The sequence below is a fragment of the Pseudomonas pudica genome (assembly GCF_015680405.1).
Taxonomy (GTDB): Bacteria; Pseudomonadota; Gammaproteobacteria; order Pseudomonadales; family Pseudomonadaceae; genus Aquipseudomonas; species Aquipseudomonas pudica.
This window is the reverse complement of record NZ_JADLJS010000011.1, coordinates 46,650-62,464: the sequence shown is the minus strand read 5'-3', so window position 1 is coordinate 62,464 and position 15,815 is coordinate 46,650. Positions and strand designations below refer to the sequence as shown.

Below are 15,815 nucleotides of genomic sequence, written 5' to 3'. Positions count from 1 at the left end.
CAGGCGCGCCTGTCAATTTAAAAGCCCTGAAAGGACTGCCCCATGAATCCGACACAGCCCGACACAGCCAAGACCGCTGGAACCATTACGGTTTACACCACGAATGATGACCACCGAGCATACGAAGTTCCTGCCGAAGGCAGTGACCAGACTGTTCGCTTTTCGCTAGACGGCTTTAAAGCACGGCAGATCCATATGATCGGCATTCCCTCGGCCGCCACCATTACCTGGGAATCGAAAGATCGGGTGGACGGTAAACCGAAATGGTGGGTGACGTTCAAAACCACCCATTCGCCTTCATCGCTGGAAAAGAACGACATTGATCAGTATGTCACTCGCAACGCAAAGAACAGCTTCGTACGCACCGCGCTCGGCATTCTGGTCGTCGACAAATCTGAAAATGCTGCAGACAGAGACACACTCGGCGAAATAATCGTCAAGGTTTCAGCCCCACGTCGAGAGCCCAATGCAACCGCTCCTGTCGCTGCGCCCGTCCATGGAGAACAACCATGACCCTGCAAAGCAACGCAACCAACTTCGCCAGCTACACCCATGGCAGCGTTGATGTGCGTACCGGGCTGTACGGCTTCACCCTGGAAGTGCCACCGCTCAATGCCAACTTCCTGCAAGGCCCCAAGCTGCCCGTGGACCTGACCTTCAACCCGCTGAACACCTTCAACGCCGGCTACGGCATCGGCTGGGACTTCAAGTTCAGCCGCTACGACCTGAGCACCCATAGGCTCAGCCTGTACACCGGCGAAAGCTTCGCCGTCTCCGACCAGGGCCCTGGCCAACCGGCCGTGATCCACGAGCAGAAGTTCAAGGCCTTCACCTTCGAGCACATCGGCAGCCACGATGCCCCGCGCTTCCTCGTCACACACACCCACCACCTGCGCGAAATCCTCGAGCCCCTCCGCGCCGATGACTCGATATTCCTGCCGACACGGGTCGAGACCCTCGCCGGCCTCGGCATCAACTTGCGCTACGACGACCTCGGCCGGCTGCTGTCCATCACGGACGATTTCGATCAATCGCTGCTCACCCTCGAATTCGAAGGCAACAGCCAGGTGCAATTGCACGTGCACCCCGGCACTGAAGCCCACCAGCAGTTCACCCTGAAGTTCGACGGTGAAGAGTTGCGCTCCCTGATGATGCCCGCCAGCGACCAGCTCGACTGGACGTTCCACTACGACCGCATGGCCGGCATGCCTTTCCTGCAGCGGCTCACCCGGCCCTTCGGCGGCGAAGAGCGCATCCGCTACAAGGAACGCGGCCACCAGTACCCCGGCATCGACGAGTACCTGCCCCATGTGATCGAGCACCTGGAAATCCCCGACCCGCTGGACGAAGCCCACGCGATCAAGACCACCTACCAGTACAGCGGCGAAAACTTCCTGGGCAACGGCGCATCCGGCCTGGTCTGGGACAAGGAGTCCAACCGCGACCAGCTCTACCGCTTCGTCGGCAACAGCTACAACTACCACACCACGGTCAGCCACTACCTGGATGGCAAGGTGTCGAAAACCGTCAGGCACACCTTCAACCGCTTCCACCTGATGACCGAGCAGGTCACCGACGAAGCCGGCTGCATCCTCACCGTCAGCACCGAGTACCACGACAAGGCGGGCAGCTTCGAGTCCCAGGACGTGCGGGTGCAGTTGCCGAAAAAGATGACCAAGACCTGGACCCAGCGAGACACCCAGTTGCACCGCAAGGAATGGGTCGAAACCGATTACGACACCGACGGCAACCTTGTGCGGGAAACCCTCGCCAACGGCATGATCATGCTGCGCGAGTTCTACCCCGCCAGTGGCGCCAAGGGGTGCCCGCCCGACCCCGATGGCTTCAAGCGCAACCTCAAGAGCCTCACCGTCTACCCGGCCGAGGGCGAACCGGCCAAGGTCCTGCGCACACGCTACACCTACCGCTCGCTGCCCAGGCTGGCCACCGCGCAGGCACCCCGGCAGGCCGACAGCTGGCTGGCCACCGACGGCTGGCTGGTGGTCGACAGCGTGCAGGAGCTGGAAGTCGTCGACGGCGGCGAAAAACTGCTGCGCCGCGAGGACATCACCCACCTGAACATGCCCGCCAATGCGTTCCTGCATGGGCGCATCGACTTCAAGACCACCGAGCTGGGCAAGACCTGGTCGCGCACCGAATGGCGCCATCAGCAGAGCAACGATGACAACGGCAAGCCGACCCGGGTGCGCACCACCACCACCTTCAAGCCCCATGGCGGCACGCTGGAAAGAACCCTCAGCAGCCTGCACAGTGCCTTGCGCGACCAACCCGTCGAAACGCAAGACACCAACGGCGTGCAAACCCGCTACGGCTACGACATCGTCAACCGGCCGAGCATCGAGACCGTGGCGCCCGGCGACACCGACACCGCCAGCCGCACCTATCGCTATGGCCGGGCCACGGAAAACCAGCGCACCCTGTGGTATGCCGAGACCACCGACGTCAACAAGGTGGTCACCCGCACCTACCATGACGGGCTCAACCGCCCGGTGCGCGAAGAGCGCACCCTGGTCGCGCTGGACGACCCGCAGTCCAGCACCCGGATCACCCGCAAGGTCTGGGAAAAAACCTACGACACCCGCGGCCGTGTCGACAGCGAGATCCGGTTCGACTACGTGCCCGCCGCGCCCGGCAGCGACAACGCCGACGAGCAGGTCATCGCGCTGACCTCGCACTACCGCTACGACGCCTGGGGGAATCGATGCGAGGAGCAAAGAACGGATGGGGTCAAGCTCGTCACCCTGTTCTCGCCCTTCGGCACCGACGGCAACCACATCGAGCAGTGGCAGGAAAGCCGCGACCAGCCGGGCATCAGGCAGAACCACCGCGTGGTGGAGTACAACCGCTTCGACAAACCGGTCTACGAATACAACCTGCACCTGCCCGTCGACGCCGAAGCAGGCGCCAAGCCGGTGGAAGTCGACCGCACCGACTACCTCTACGATGGCCTGGGCCAGGCCGTGAAGGAAACCCTGAGCTTCGCGCCCGAGCACAACATCAAGCCGCGCGTCACCGAATACCGGTATGACGCCTGGAAACGCCACTTCGAAACCGTGCGCCCCAATGGCAGCGTGCTGACGCGCACCTTTGACGAACGCAGTACCGCAGAACTCACCACCCTGCTGGAAATCCGCGCGTACAGCGGCGCAGCACCGCGACCGGTGTGCAAACGCAGCTTCGACGGGCTCGAACGCCTGACCAGCGTAACGGTTGGCCCGCGTGTGGAAACCTACCAGTACCGCGGCCAGACCGACCTGGTGGACACCCGCACCTTCAGCAACACCGACCCGGCCCACAAAGACAAGCCCAAACAGGTCGAGCGCTACGACTACAAGCCGGCACTGACCCCCGAGCCCACCCTGATCAGCACCACCCTGGAACACGCGCAAGGGCCACAGGCCGCCAACGAAGCCACGTTCGCCTACCGCCCCAGCAGTGCCGAAGTGGTCAGCGCCGGCAACGAGCAGGGGGCCCGCGTCTACGCCTACACCGACCAGGGGTACCTGGCCCGGGAAGAATGGAACGGCACCGATGCGCAGCAGTACACCATCGACAACCGTCACTCCCTGCAAGGCCGCCTGCTCTATCGCAAGCACAGCGACGGCGACGCCTGCCTGTACGAGCATGACCCACTGGCGCGGCTGACCAGCGTCACCCAGGGCCACCTGCAGGCCGTGCTCGCCTACGACAGCATGGGCCGGCTGCACACCCTTACCACCCGTGACACCCGCGACCCGGAAAACCGCTATGTACGCACCACCCAGACCTACGACGACCTGGGCCGTGAGCACCGGCGCACGCTGCAAACCCCCGACCAGACGCAAATGCTGGAGCTGCAATGGCTGGACGGCACCACGTTGAAGTCACGCACCCTCTACAACCTCACCGATGCGGGCGAACACGAATGCCTGCGCCAGGAAATGTTCGAATATGACGCACTCAACCGCCTGGTGATCCAGGATTACCTGGGCGACTGGGGCAAAGAGGGCAAAGAGGGCAAGACGAGCGAACGCTGGCAGGCCTTGCCGCGCAACGCCAAGGGCCGCGCCATCCGCGGCAAGACCTACGCCTTCGATGCCATGGACAACCTCGAGCGCTGCCTGACGCGGTTTGCCGATGGCAGCGAGGACACCGCGAAATTCAGCTATGCAAACGACGACAGCTTCCAGTTGACCAAGGTGGCCCACACCCTGCTCGAAGACTACCCGGCCACACAAGCCTTCACCTATGACTTGCGCGGCAACAGGCTCAACGACGAGCAAGGGCGCCCGCTGGAGTACGACCTGCGAGGCCGCCTGGAGCGTGTGCGCGAGACCGACGGCAGTGAACGGGTGCGTTACCTGTACGACGGCCATGACCAGTTGCTGGCCAGCGTGCACGGTGACGAGGCCCGCAAGGTGCAGCGGCGATACCAGGACCATCGGCTGGAGGCCACCCGGGAAGGCAGCCTGCTGACCCAGTACCTGCTGGGTGACACCCATGCCCTGGCGGTGCAGCGCTCGGACGCCCCCACCGACCCGCTGCTGCTGCTGACCGACAATGCCGGCAGCATCGTCACCGAGGTGGACGCCGAAGGCACCCGCCCCGCCAGCTACACCGCCTATGGCGAACGCCAGGACGACAACGGCATGCACTGCCTGCTGGCATTCAACGGCGAGCTTCGCGAGGAGGCCACGGGCTGCTACCTGCTGGGCAGCGGTTACCGCGCCTACACTCCGGAACACGGCTTCAACAGTCCCGACTCGATGCCACCGGAAGAGGTCGGGATCAACCCCTACCTGTATGCCCTGGGCAACCCAGTCAAGTGGGGGGACCCTACCGGGCATAAGGCTCAGCCGCTCGCTGACAGTGGCGTGGCTGAGTACGAAGAGGAGACAGGGGCCACGAAGACCGAGTTGAAGTGGCTTGTAGTTGTTTTTTCTGCTGCCATACTAATTGGAATGGTCATCGCCACAAAATCGCGTATCCCTTTGGCAGCCATATCTCCCATAGCCTGGGTCGGTATAGCTGTACAAGGTATCGGCTTGGGCGTGCAAATCGCGGGAGCAAAACTTGCAAAGGAAAAACCTAAGGTTTCCGACGCACTCTATTATGCTGGCATGGTAATTAGCCTCATCGGCGTTGCGATTACTTTCGGGGGCCTGGCCAGACCTCGACTATATCGTTCTGGACCCTCAAGTTTCCCAAGCCGGCTATCCTACCCTCCTCAAGCGAACCACAATCCTATGGCGACAAACCACGCATCAAACATGCAGAGCCGTCTTTCAGCAGCGCACAACCGTTCACTGGCAGCTCGTTTGAATGCAAGACTTCCACCTCCATCTTACGAAACAGTAGCACCGCCATCTTACAATGAGGCCATAGAGATGGGTAACTTATCGTCCGGAAACACCCCGGTGCTGCAAACACCGCCTTCATCTGCACCGGTATCCGCGTCATCTTTGTCAACGTCTAATTCTGGTAGTCAAGGAGACTATCGATATGTAAGGACGCCCGTTTACGTAAATAAACCGACGGTCCGGCCTTGGCCTTGATCCTCAAACCCGACCCGACACGCTTTACCGCCCTCACACTCCAAGACGCATAGGTTTTCAACCAGACGGCGCTCCCGGCAGCAATATTCGCCGGGAGTCACCACCCCTTCCCTGTCCATATCTCTCTGCAGCGCGCAAGACTGTTCCTACATCCACCTCAGACCTCCCTCCCTACCCTGTCTGTCCCGAACCCGGCGCCGTCAGCCCCCCTGATGCATGCCGCTTTCTGCATACAGCCAAGCCCCAGCTCCTGCCTCAGCCCAGGAGCCAAGGGTGCCATAGGGACCTTCCATGCCCATGCTTCACTGCCGCAGGCCTGCCTTGACACCTCCACTGCCCGCGTTGGTGGGCAGTTCATTACTACTGCTGTCGATCACGCCAACCTTCGCCGCTACGCCGCGCTTCCAGGCCGAGTTCATGCACCAAGCCGCAGGCCAGGCCAGCGAGGCCGGTGCCTTTGCCCTGCAAGCGCTGGCCGAGCAAACCCCTCTGGCAGCCGGGCGCTACCGCGTGCAGGTCGTGGTCAATGACACCACGCCCTACACGCGCGAGATCGACATTCACAATAACGACGGGCAGGGCCTGCAGGCCTGCCTGACCGGCGAGCTGCTGCGCGCCTTCGACCTGCGCGAAGAAGCCCTCGATACGCCATTGCCCACCGACGACACCTGCCTGGACCTGGCCACCCTGGTGCCCGAGGCGCAGGCCGACTTCGACCCGCAACGCCTGCACCTGGCATTGTCCATCCCCCAGATCGCCATGCGCCGACACACCGCAGGGTCAGTACCCGAAGCGCGCTGGGATGCCGGCATCACTGCCGCGTTCGTCAACTACCAGGCATCGGCACAGCACTACAGCAGCGACAGCGGCCGCCGCCGCAGCAGCCAGGACCTGTACCTGAACAGCGGCATCAATGTCGCCGGCTGGCGCCTGCGCAGCACCCAGGCGCTTCGTGACAGCACCGATGGCCAATTCGACAGTCGCCACAGCGACACTTATGCGCAAAGCGATGTGCCGGGGCTGCGGGCCAACATCACCCTGGGCGAAACCTCCACTGGCGACGAAGTGTTTCGCAGCGTGCCCTTCGTCGGCGCACGGCTGGCTTCGGACCTGGACATGTACTCCGACACCGAACAACAGTACGCCCCGGTGATCCGCGGGGTAGCCCAGACCCGCGCGAAACTGGAGGTGCTGCACAACGGCTACCCGATCTACTCCACCTACGTGGCACCCGGGCCATACGCCATCGATGACCTCAGTGTCGGTGCCAGCCATGGTGAACTGGAGGTGATCCTTACAGAAGCCGATGGGCAGGTACGCCGTTTCACCCAACCCTATTCGTCACTGGGCAACCTGCTGCGCGAGGGTGTATGGCGCTACAGCGCAACCGTGGGTCGCTACAACGGCGCCGAGGAGCTGGACCGGCCACGGTTCTGGGAGGGCACGCTGGCCCGGGGCGGGGTCTGGGACAGCACGCTGTATGGCGGTGTGTTCACCAGCGATTACTACCGCGCCGGCGCCTTGGGTGTCGCCCGTGACTTCGCCGATCTGGGTGCGCTGTCGTTCGACGTCACCCACGCAAACACCGACCTCGGCAGCTTGAAAGGCCAGGTGCAAGGGCAGAGCTTTACCACGCGTTATGGCAAGAGCTTCGCAACCGGTACCAATCTGCGCTTCGCCGGCTACCGTTATTCGACCGAAGGCTACCACGATTTTGTCGAGGCCGTCCGGGAACGCAACCAGTCCGCGCATTACCTGGGCAACCGCCGCAGCCGACTGGAAGCTTCGGTCTACCAGAATGTCGGCAATGGCTCGCTGAGCCTTACGTTCTCGCAGGATGATTACTGGGGCAGCACTGCCCAACGCCGTCAGTACCAGGTGCAGTACAACACGCGCTGGCGTGACGTGAGCATCAACCTGTTCGCCTCCCAGGCCCTGACCGACAACACCGGCGATAACCGCATGTTCGGCCTGAGCCTGTCGCTGCCCCTGGATTTTGGCCGCCGCCATACCGCCAGTTTCGACCTGCAACGCTATGACGGCCGCTACAGCGAGCGTGCCAGCCTCAGCGGCGGGATGATGAACAACCAGCTCGGCTACCAGGTATCGCTGAGCAACGACCAGCAAAACAACACCAGCGGCGCACTGTCCCTGGCCCATCAAGGGACCAACGTCAGCTACGGGGGCGGCTACACCCAGGGTGCCGACTACCGCAGTGTGTCGCTCAACGCCAGCGGTGCTCTGCTGGCCCACGGTTCTGGCATCGTATTGGGCCCCTACATGGGCGAGACCGGCGCCCTGGTGCACGTGCCTGACGTTGCCGGCATCACCCTGGCAAACACGCCGTCGAGCCAGGCCAACCGCCAGGGCTACCTGCTGGCATCGAACCTGCGCCCTTACCGGCTGAATTCGCTGTTGCTGGATACCGACGAGCTTTCGCCGGAGACCATCATCGACAATGCCACGCAACAGGTTGTGCCACGCCGGGGCGCCATCGTCAAAGCCAGCTTCCCCAGCCGCCAGGTGATGCGCATGGTCCTGACCCTGCAGCAGGCGGACGGCCGCCCATTGCCATTCGGCACACAGATAAGCGATGCCCAGGGCAATGTCTTGGCGGTGGTCGGCCAGGCCGGCCAGGCGCTGGTCGCCAGCGATGTACCGGGGCTCCAGCAATTGCAAGCGCGGTGGGCAGACCAAGCCACCCGCGAATGCCAGGTGACGGTCAACCCCGGCGAAATTCCCCAGGTCAATGGCTACCGCCTGAAAACATTAACGTGCCAACCCCGGCATGCACCGTCTTCAACCCAAACCGACATGAATCACCAGGAACACACCTCATGAGCACATTTCGATGCACGGCACCGCGCCCTGCCGTCACCGCTGCCTGCGCCTTGGCATTGGGGCTGCTCTGCAGCGAGGCACAGGCCAGATGCGATTGGGAAACGGGCGCTACCTACATGAGCTTCAATCTTGACGTGGGCACCCGCTGGGTACCACGGGACGCCCCAATCGGGAGCGAGATTGCCAGCATCCGATTGAATGTTCCGAACGACTCGAGGGCGGCACTGAACTGTTTTTATGAGGCCTCGCCCCCTACGACCTTCAGCATGCCCGCCTCAACGGCCATGGCCTTGGGTGTGCCTGTTCAGGGTCAGCGTTTTGCCGACAGAGTGCTACGCACCAACATCGACGGTATCGGTGCCATCGTCACCGTGGGCCCACCCTTCACGGGTACGGCGAACAATTCGTTCACACCCGACGACAACAAACTGACCATTCCTTACAAGGGCACCATGCGCACGGATACAGGATTCGCTGCGAGAGTGGCCAACTTCAGAGGCACCTTGCAACTGATCAAGACCGGCCCGATACCTGCAGGCGAATACGACCTGAACAGAGAATTGTTCCACGGGCTTACAAATGACAAAGGCAAGGTCATGGACTTCAGCGTACGTGGCAAGATCAGGCAAGCGCAATGCAAGTTGCTGGGCAACCCAGTCAGCGCCGACCCGGTCAGGTTTGCAGACCACACGCTCGCTGATTTTACCGGCCCTGGGCCAGTGGGCACCGAGGTGGCGTTCAACATCCGCCTCAGCGACTGCGATGACGACAGTACCGCGCCCACGGCCTTCGCCCATATCGAACTGGACGGCACCAACGGCTCATCGGTGGTAGACGCCGATCAGGGGGTCTTCAGCCTGGGCACGGGTTCCACGGCAGACGGCTTCGGTGTTCAGATCATGCACGGTGACGGGCGGCCACTGCCGCTGCAGAAAGCCGTCGGGGTGAAACGACTGAATGTCGGCGAAACCCTGCTGGACTTCAAGGCACGCTACTTCCAGCTCGAACCCAAGGAGAAGGTGAAGGCTGGCCTGGCGAAGGCCTCGTTGAAATTCACAATCAGCTACAAGTGAGCAAAACACAGGCGCCTTGCGACAGGGCGCCTTGGCAGGCCAATTTCAGAAAGGCGAAAACGAAGAAAGGGACTTGCGTCCCTTTCTTCGTTCTTCGATTTGGAGCGGGAAACGAGACTCGAACTCGCGACCCCGACCTTGGCAAGGTCGTGCTCTACCAACTGAGCTATTCCCGCATTGTGAAGCTGTACCACTATCGGCGTGAAGAGCCTTGAAGACCTTCACCACCACTGCACCGCATAGACGCCACAGTATTGAACTGGAGCGGGAAACGAGACTCGAACTCGCGACCCCGACCTTGGCAAGGTCGTGCTCTACCAACTGAGCTATTCCCGCAAATGGCGTCCCCTAGGGGACTCGAACCCCTGTTACCGCCGTGAAAGGGCGGTGTCCTAGGCCACTAGACGAAGGGGACACACGACACTTTTCAGTGCACCAGGTTTGAACCTCACGATTCAGCCTGGATTTTCTTTTCCTGCCCCGCCATTAAGCGCTGCCGGAGAAACTGGAGCGGGAAACGAGACTCGAACTCGCGACCCCGACCTTGGCAAGGTCGTGCTCTACCAACTGAGCTATTCCCGCAATTTGGCGTCCCCTAGGGGACTCGAACCCCTGTTACCGCCGTGAAAGGGCGGTGTCCTAGGCCACTAGACGAAGGGGACACGCTGCTGGCATTACTGCCTGCTTTCACTCCCTGCCGCGTTTCGCTGTGTGCTTTACGCTGCAAGTGGCGCGCATTCTATGGATGGTTCGGACAGGCGTCAACCCCTTTGTAGAAATTTATTTAAATCAATGACTTCCGGGTAGGTAGGGGTGCAGTTGCGGGCCGGGTTGTCGATATAGAGAGAGGGGTACCTGCACCGCCCTCTTCGCGGCTAAAGCCGCTCCCACAAGGACCGCACGAAGCCTGAGGGCGGTGCGATCCCTGTGGGAGCGGCTTTAGCCGCGAATAGGCCGATACAGGTATATAGCCGCTGTTCGTCCCCAGACGAACTCACTACACTCAAGGGTGTAATTCTTCTTCAATGAGGCATTAACGGTGACACCACTTCTGATCACCCTGCTCATCGTGGCGGGTATCGCGTTGCTGATCGTGATCGGCTACCTAAACAATGTGGTCGAGAACGGCAAGCTAGAGCGCGCCCGGATGAAGGTCGAGCTGGCCGACCGCCTGCGCCGCTGTGGCGAAATCACCGAGACCTTCCCAGGCCAGTTCATGACACCGGCGCTGAAGTTGCTGCTGACCCGCCTGGAGCTCAACCTCAACCAGCGTCAACTGGCGATGGACAAGCACAATGCCGAAATCAAGGCGCGCATCGCCGAACTGGAGAGACTGATTGCCCAGGGCGGGCAGATACCGGTGAACAACCCGCCCAACCCGATCCAGACCGAGATCAAGGCCAAGGATGTGCGCTTCCTGCTGGAGGCGTTGCACAACCAGGTGACCCGCGCCGCCCAGGAGGGCTTCCTGCCCACGCCCGAGGCAAAGCAATGGGTCAAGGAAATCCGCCATATCCTGGTGCTGTTGCATATCGAGTTCTTCAACAACCTAGGCCAGCAGGCCCTCCAGCAGAACCAGCCAGGCCAGGCGCGACTTGCGTTCGAGCGCGGCGTGCAGTACCTGCGCAAACAGCCGGAACCGAAGGTTTATGAGGAGCAGCTTACGTACCTGGAGAAGCTGCTGGCCCGGGCCAACGCCCAGGTGCTGGACCGCATGGCTCCGGCGGAGGACGAGCAGAATGAACTGACCCAGGGGCTCAAGACCGATGAGGAAGAGACCTGGAAGAAGAAGGTGATGTACGACTGATGCTTTAACCTTTACCGGCCTCTTCGCGGCTAAAGCCGCTCCCACGGGGACCGCCTCGCCCTCAGGCTTGATGCCATCCTTGTGGGAGCGGCTTTAGCCGCGAAGAGGCCGGTAAAGGCAACGACCATCAGCAGTCGGTCAGCTCCAGGAAGATCGCCGCCAACCGCTCCAGCCCCACCTGATCCGCCTCACTGAAGCGCCCAAGCTTCGGGCTGTCCAGGTCCAGCACACCAATCAACCTGCCCTCCTTCACCAGCGGGATCACCAGCTCGCTGTTGGACGCGCTGTCACAGGCAATGTGCCCCGGGAACGCATGCACGTCCTCTACCCGCTGGGTCTGCCGAGTGGCCGCTGCCGCTCCGCACACACCCTTGCTGAACGGGATGCGCACGCACGCCACCTGGCCCTGGAACGGGCCCAGCACCAGTTCTTCGTTGCGGTTGAGGTAGAAGCCCGCCCAGTTGAGGTCGTCCACCTGGTTATAGAGGAATGCCGAGAACTGCGCGGCATTGGCGATGAAGTCACGCTCGTCGGCAAACAGCGCCTGCACTTGCGCCGCCAGCAGGTTGTAGCCGTCGAGGCCGGCGCCACTGGCATTGAGGTCGATCATTTACTTTTGCTCCAGCAATTGCAGCCCGACCCAGTAGCGGGCGAACTGATAGGCACAACGGCCATTACGGTTACCGCGGCCGGTGGCCCAGCGCACGGCGAGGATGTCGAGTTCTTCGCTGCGCTGCCAGGCCAGGCCGGCAGTTTGTGCGAGCTGGCCGATCCAGTGCTCGACCACGTTCAGGAAGTGTTCCTGGGTGAAGGGGTAGAACGACAGCCACAGGCCAAAACGGTCGGACAGGGCAATCTTGTCCTCCACCGCTTCGCTGGGGTGCAGCTCGCCGTCCACGCGCTTCCAGTTCTCGTTGTCGCTTTCCTTCTCCGGCACCAGGTGGCGGCGATTGGAAGTGGCGTACAGCAGCACGTTGTCCGGAGCCTGCTCGAGTGAGCCGTCGAGCACGCTCTTGAGCACCCGGTAGTCGCCCTCCCCGGCTTCGAACGACAGGTCGTCGCAGAACAGGATGAAGCGCTGCGGCAGTTTCTGCAGTTGCTCGACCACCCGTGGCAGGTCGGCCAGGTGGTCGCGTTCGATTTCGATCAGGCGCAGGCCGGCACCGGCGTGCTCGGCCAGCAGGGCACGTACCAGCGACGACTTGCCGGTGCCGCGCGAGCCCCACAGCAATGCATGGTTGGCCGGCATGCCGTTGATGAACTGATGGGTGTTGCGGCCCAGCTGGTCACGCTGATGGTCGACGCCAATCAGGTCGCTGAGGCGAATGTCCAGGCTTACTTCCAGCGGCAGCAGGTAGCCGCTACGGCCATCGCGCTGCCAGCGCGCGGCCAGGGTGGTGGCCCAGTCGATGTTCGGACGTGTTGCCGGCAACAGGGGTTCGAGGCGGGCCAGTACCGATTCGGCGCGGTCCAGGAAAGCAATCAAGCGAGCGTCCATCAGGGCTCCTGCAAATTCAGATTCGGGGCTGCTGTGCCGGCCTCTTCGCGGCTAAAGCCGCTCCCACAGGTACATCACAGGTCTCAAGGGCGGTGATAAACCTGTGGGAGCGGCTTTAGCCGCGAAGAGGCCGGCACAACCAGTAGAGCAATCAAGGCTGAATGTGTGACAGACCCACCAGCAGCCGGGGTTGATCGGCTATGCTTGCGCAGCGCAAGGGACGTGAAACCGGCTCGGGACACATGGATATCAAGTTCACCAATCGCCTGTCATACAAGCAAGCCCGGTTGACAGTCCTGGTCGGCTTCATCCTGGGAACATTGCTCAGTCTCATCCAGATAGGCATCGATTATGCCAGCGAAGACGCGTCCATCAACCGCGAAGTGCGCGCCTTGCTGCAAATCAGCCACAACCCGGCCTCGCGCATTGCCTACAACATCGATTCGGAACTGGCGCTGGAGCTGACTCGCGGCTTGCTGGAGTCGCCGGCAATCATCCGCGCGTGGCTGAGCGACAACAACGAAACGGTGCTGGCCGATGTCGAGAGGCCGCGCCTGCAGGACCGCTACCGACCGCTCAGCGACTTCCTGTTCGGCGAGCAACGCCAGTTCAAGGAGCGCCTGTACCTCACCCATATGCCCGACGAGGACCTCGGCACGCTGTACCTGGAGGTGGACACCTACGCCTTCGGCAGCCGCTTCCTCGACCGCGCCGGCATAACCCTGCTCAACGGCTTCGCCCGCAGCCTGGTGTTGACCGGCATCTTGCTGGCGCTGTTCTACATGATGCTGACCAAACCGCTGGTGACAGTGATCGGCGCGCTCAGCGGCAGCGACCCGCGCAAGCCCCGCCAAACCCGCCTGGCCTGCCCGCACGGCCACGAAAACGACGAGATCGGCGTTCTGGTGAAAGTCGCAAACCAGCAGTTCGTCAGCATGGCCACCGAGATCGAGCAGCGGCGCACAGCGGAAAACCGCCTTACCCAGTACCTCAACGAGCTGGAAGATATCGTCTCGGCACGCACCAACGAGCTGAAAGCCAGCAACAACAGCCTGAGCCTGTCCAACCAGGAGCTGGAAGAAGCCCGACGCCGGGCGCTGGACATGGCCCAGGCACGCGCCGCCTTTCTCGCCAACATGAGCCACGAAATCCGTACCCCGCTCAACGGCATGCTCGGCATGATCGCCCTTGCCCTGGACAGCCCGCTACCCAGCGAGCAACGCCAGCAACTGGCGATAGCCCATGACTCCGGCAAGGTGCTGGTGGAATTGCTCAACGATATTCTCGACCTGTCCAAGTTCGATGCCGGCCAGCTGGAGCTGGAGCGCATTCCGTTCGACATGGGCTCGATGGTCGAGGACACCGCCAACCTGCTGTCGCAGAACACCGCGCAAAGCGTGGAGCTGACCTGCCTGATCGCCCGGGACTTCCCCAGCAGCGTGCTTGGCGACCCCACGCGGGTAAGGCAGATCGTCAGCAACCTGCTGTCCAACGCCCTCAAGTTCACCCGCTTCGGCCGCGTGGATGTGCGCCTGGCGACCATTGTCGGCGGTGTGCGCCTGGAAGTGCGCGACACCGGTATCGGCATCCCCGAAGAAGCCCAGGCGCGGATCTTCCAGCCGTTCACCCAGGCGGGCGCCGGCATCACCCGCCAGTTTGGCGGCACAGGCCTGGGCCTGGCGCTGACGCGCAACCTGTGCAAGGCCATGCAGGGCCACCTGCATATCAAATCCGACCCGGGCTTCGGCAGCCGCTTCACCGCCGAGCTGCCGCTGGCCGTGCACACCGAGGCCATCCCGCCATCCCCATTGCACGGGCGCGTGGCTGCGCTGAGCGCGGCCGGCAGCGGGCTCGATGAACTGCTGCAGGACCTTTTGCCCGCCTGGGGCCTTGATTATCAGCGCCATGACAGCAGCGCGGAGTTGGACGCCACGGCCATAGACCTGTTGATCACCGACAGCCTGGACCAGCTGTTCGAACTGCGCCCGGCGCTGAAGACACCGATCTTGCTGGTGACCGCCTACGGCAACTTCCTGCCCAGCGAACAGTCGGTCACCCTCGCCCCCCTGCACCAGCTGGCCCGGCCGCTGGCGCGCAACGCCCTGTACCAGACCTTGCGCCGCACCTTGCAGGGCCACGAGCCCGAACACCCACTGGCCACCCCGGCCATTACCCTGGAACAAGGCCGTGCGCGCATCCTGCTGGTGGAAGACAACCCGGTGAACCAGCTGGTGGCCAAGGGCATGCTGGCCAAGCTCGGCTGCCAGGTGCAGTTGGCCACCCAGGGCGCCGAGGCCCTGGAGCTACTGGAACAGGACGAGTTCGACCTGGTGCTGATGGACTGCAACATGCCGGTGATGGACGGCTACGAGGCCAGCCGGCGCATCCGCCAGAGCGGCCGCTGGCCCGATCTGCCGATCGTTGCCCTCACCGCCAACGCCATGCCCGAAGAACGCGAGCGCTGCCGGGCAGCGGGCATGAACGACTACCTGGCCAAGCCGTTCCGCCGTGAAGAGCTGCTGGCGCTGGTCGACCACTGGGTGCCTGTCAACGGCTGAGCAGTCGCTCGATATCCGCTTCCAGGGCCTGCGGCTTGGTGGTGGGGGCGTAGCGCGTTACCTGGCCAGAGGCCGGGTCGACCAGGAACTTGGTGAAGTTCCACTTGATCTTCTGGCTACCCAGAATGCCCGGGGCGCGCTGCTTGAGTTCGACGAACAGCGGGTGACTGCCGGGCCCGTTGACCTCGACCTTGCGGAACAGCGGGAAGCTCACACCAAAATTGCGCTCGCAGAACTGGGCGATTTCCCGTGCATCGCCCGGCTCCTGCTTGCCGAACTGGTTGCAGGGAAAGCCCAGCACCACCAGACCACGCGCGCGATAGGCCTGCCACAGTTGCTCCAGGCCCTTGTACTGCGGGGTAAAGCCGCACTGGCTGGCGGTATTGACCACCAGCAGCGCCTTGCCGGGGAAGTCGCCGAGCTTCTTGTGCTCGCCGCCCAAGGTCACGCAGGGGATGTCCAGTATCGATCCAGCCATGGTCG

Annotated in this window: 9 protein-coding genes and 5 tRNA genes; 6 read left to right on the top strand and 8 right to left on the bottom strand. The window is 62.5% G+C overall.

The window, feature by feature from the left end:
• The first annotated feature begins 42 nt into the window (after positions 1-42).
• The 4 genes from IRZ77_RS10920 (at position 43) to IRZ77_RS10905 (ending at position 9,469) form a co-directional block, all read left to right on the top strand.
• Positions 43-513, top strand: coding sequence for a hypothetical protein (locus tag IRZ77_RS10920; RefSeq protein ID WP_108480080.1), 471 nt, complete (start codon positions 43-45; stop codon positions 511-513).
• A complete protein-coding gene (locus IRZ77_RS10915; protein WP_196173493.1) occupies positions 510-5,555 on the top strand; it encodes an RHS repeat domain-containing protein in 5,046 nt (1,681 codons plus the stop codon). The genes IRZ77_RS10920 and IRZ77_RS10915 overlap by 4 nt, the downstream gene beginning before the upstream one ends.
• Before the next feature lie 297 nt (positions 5,556-5,852).
• Entirely contained in the window at positions 5,853-8,396 is a 2,544-nt protein-coding gene (locus tag IRZ77_RS10910; protein WP_408003937.1) for a fimbria/pilus outer membrane usher protein, read from the top strand.
• A 116-nt stretch (positions 8,397-8,512) separates the two neighbouring features.
• Positions 8,513-9,469: a fimbrial protein gene (locus IRZ77_RS10905; protein ID WP_181381610.1), complete on the top strand. Its 957-nt coding sequence runs from the start codon at positions 8,513-8,515 to the stop codon at positions 9,467-9,469.
• A gap of 100 nt (positions 9,470-9,569) precedes the next feature.
• Here the strand turns inward: IRZ77_RS10905 and IRZ77_RS10900 are convergent.
• From IRZ77_RS10900 to IRZ77_RS10880, 5 genes are all read right to left on the bottom strand, one after another.
• Positions 9,570-9,645: transfer RNA gene (locus IRZ77_RS10900), tRNA-Gly, on the bottom strand.
• Between the two features lie 84 nt (positions 9,646-9,729).
• Positions 9,730-9,805 (bottom strand) — tRNA-Gly (locus IRZ77_RS10895).
• 3 nt (positions 9,806-9,808) lie between these two features.
• A tRNA-Glu gene (locus tag IRZ77_RS10890) sits at positions 9,809-9,884 on the bottom strand.
• 91 nt (positions 9,885-9,975) lie between these two features.
• Positions 9,976-10,051, bottom strand: a tRNA-Gly gene (locus IRZ77_RS10885).
• A 4-nt stretch (positions 10,052-10,055) separates the two neighbouring features.
• A tRNA-Glu gene (locus IRZ77_RS10880) sits at positions 10,056-10,131 on the bottom strand.
• A gap of 377 nt (positions 10,132-10,508) precedes the next feature.
• On the opposite strand from IRZ77_RS10880, the gene IRZ77_RS10875 reads away from it, so the two are divergent.
• On the top strand, positions 10,509-11,276 hold the full coding sequence (locus IRZ77_RS10875; protein ID WP_046617062.1) for a hypothetical protein: 768 nt from the start codon (positions 10,509-10,511) through the stop codon (positions 11,274-11,276).
• Positions 11,277-11,403: 127 nt separating this feature from the next.
• Here the strand turns inward: IRZ77_RS10875 and IRZ77_RS10870 are convergent, their stop codons facing one another.
• Positions 11,404-11,886 carry a GAF domain-containing protein gene (locus tag IRZ77_RS10870; protein ID WP_003260813.1) on the bottom strand — a complete coding sequence of 161 codons (483 nt, stop codon included), beginning with the start codon at positions 11,884-11,886 and terminating at the stop codon, positions 11,404-11,406.
• Positions 11,887-12,774 (bottom strand): ATP-binding protein, encoded by an 888-nt coding sequence (locus IRZ77_RS10865; protein WP_085602128.1) that lies wholly within the window; start codon positions 12,772-12,774, stop codon positions 11,887-11,889.
• Positions 12,775-12,974: 200 nt separating this feature from the next.
• On the opposite strand from IRZ77_RS10865, the gene IRZ77_RS10860 reads away from it, so the two are divergent.
• Entirely contained in the window at positions 12,975-15,332 is a 2,358-nt protein-coding gene (locus IRZ77_RS10860; protein ID WP_153671222.1) for a hybrid sensor histidine kinase/response regulator, read from the top strand.
• Here IRZ77_RS10860 and IRZ77_RS10855 read toward each other — a convergent pair.
• Positions 15,322-15,810 (bottom strand): glutathione peroxidase, encoded by a 489-nt coding sequence (locus IRZ77_RS10855; RefSeq protein ID WP_015269382.1) that lies wholly within the window; start codon positions 15,808-15,810, stop codon positions 15,322-15,324. The genes IRZ77_RS10860 and IRZ77_RS10855 overlap by 11 nt on opposite strands.
• Positions 15,811-15,815: the final 5 nt, after the last annotated feature.

Coding starts and splice junctions, on each gene's coding strand:
- IRZ77_RS10920 (WP_108480080.1), top strand. CDS start 43: ATGAATCCGACACAGCCCGACACAGCCAAGACCGCTGGAACCATTACG.
- IRZ77_RS10870 (WP_003260813.1), bottom strand. CDS start 11,886: ATGATCGACCTCAATGCCAGTGGCGCCGGCCTCGACGGCTACAACCTG.
- IRZ77_RS10855 (WP_015269382.1), bottom strand. CDS start 15,810: ATGGCTGGATCGATACTGGACATCCCCTGCGTGACCTTGGGCGGCGAG.
- IRZ77_RS10910 (WP_408003937.1), top strand. CDS start 5,853: ATGCTTCACTGCCGCAGGCCTGCCTTGACACCTCCACTGCCCGCGTTG.
- IRZ77_RS10860 (WP_153671222.1), top strand. CDS start 12,975: ATGCTTGCGCAGCGCAAGGGACGTGAAACCGGCTCGGGACACATGGAT.
- IRZ77_RS10905 (WP_181381610.1), top strand. CDS start 8,513: ATGAGCTTCAATCTTGACGTGGGCACCCGCTGGGTACCACGGGACGCC.
- IRZ77_RS10865 (WP_085602128.1), bottom strand. CDS start 12,774: ATGGACGCTCGCTTGATTGCTTTCCTGGACCGCGCCGAATCGGTACTG.
- IRZ77_RS10915 (WP_196173493.1), top strand. CDS start 510: ATGACCCTGCAAAGCAACGCAACCAACTTCGCCAGCTACACCCATGGC.